Source organism: Pseudomonas sp. RIT-PI-r, assembly GCF_001297015.1.
Taxonomy (GTDB): domain Bacteria; phylum Pseudomonadota; class Gammaproteobacteria; order Pseudomonadales; family Pseudomonadaceae; genus Aquipseudomonas.
In genome coordinates this window covers 1-1,262 of the sequence record NZ_LIGE01000019.1, presented here as the reverse complement: position 1 = coordinate 1,262, position 1,262 = coordinate 1, and the positions used below count along the sequence as shown (strand labels likewise).

Genomic DNA, 1,262 nt, shown 5'->3' with positions numbered 1-1,262 from the left:
GGGACGACGTTTTCCTTGTGGTACAGGCAGCCGGTTACGAGTGGCTGATCGGGATCGCCTTGGCGGAAGGTGACGAGGACTTCCATGCCGATGCGCGGGATGGCGATGCCGCCATAGGCTGCGCCGGCCCAGCCGCTGGCGACGCGCATCCAGCAGGTGGTTTTGTCGTTGGACTGACCTTCGCGGTCCCAGTGGAATTGCACTTTGATGCGGCCGTATTGGTCGCAGTGGATTTCTTCGCCTGCCGGGCCGGTGACCACAGCGGTCTGGCTGCCGAGCACTTTCGGTTTCGGGTGTTCGAGGGCCGGGCGGTAGTGCGCGTCCCACGGGGTGGCGAGGAAGCTGTTGCGGTAGCCCTGGTGGAAATCGCTTTTGTGGTCGGTGACGTCGCTGGTGACGTTTTCGCCGAGCACTTGCGGTTGTTTGCCTTCGTGGAAGACTTCCAGCAGCAGCCACAGATCATTCCATTCGGCGCGCGGGTGCTCGGCCAGGGTGAGGAAATGGCCGCTGGTCAGGGTCGGTTCGTCACCTTTGCCTTCGGCGAGTTTGTAGTCGCTGCGATGGCGTTCGAGGGCGCGGGTGGAGAGGAATTTGCCGCGCTCGCGGGTGGTGAAGCGGCCGGGGTAGTCGTAGTCCTCCAGATCCGGGGCGAAGTCGGATTTGACTGCGCCTTCGGGTAGGATTTTCGGTTTTTCGAAGTCGTAATCGCGGCGGCTGACGCGGGTGGTGCGGGTTTCCAGGCGCAGGTTGAAGCGCTTGATCACCGGTTTGTCGGCGCTCATGCCGGAGTCTTGCTGGTAGCTCACCGCTTTGAGTTTGCGGAAAACCGTCTGGTCATCGCCGAACACCAGTTTGTGCCCGCTGCTACTGTGCTGGAAGTGAAAGTGAATGCCTTCCTCTTCGCACAAGCGCTGGATGAAGTGCAGGTCGGACTCGTCGTACTGCACGCAATAATCGCGCTGCGGGTACTCGGCGCTGAGCTGGAAATCGTAGGCGTCGGCGAGGATGCCGCGATCTTCCAGGACCTGGCCGATGATTTGCGGCACTGTCAGTTGCTGGAAAATCTGCTGATCGTGGTTGTGGCGCAGGTAGGCGAGTTGCGGCACCAGGCTGAGGCTGTAGCGGGTCAGGGTCTTGCCGGAATCGCCTTGCTCGATGCGATAGACCAGGCCGTGGATCGTGCCTTCGCCGGTGGCGCCGAAGGTCAGCACGCCGGGTTTGTGCAGGAGTTCTTCGAGCTTCAGGTCGGGGCGGGCGCTGAC

Annotated in this window: 1 protein-coding gene; it reads right to left on the bottom strand. The window is 62.1% G+C overall.

What is annotated here, in order from left to right; translation table 11 throughout:
* The coding region (gene tssI / locus AK821_RS07440; protein ID WP_152974147.1) for a type VI secretion system tip protein TssI/VgrG at positions 1 to 1,262 on the bottom strand (1,262 nt) is incomplete at both ends.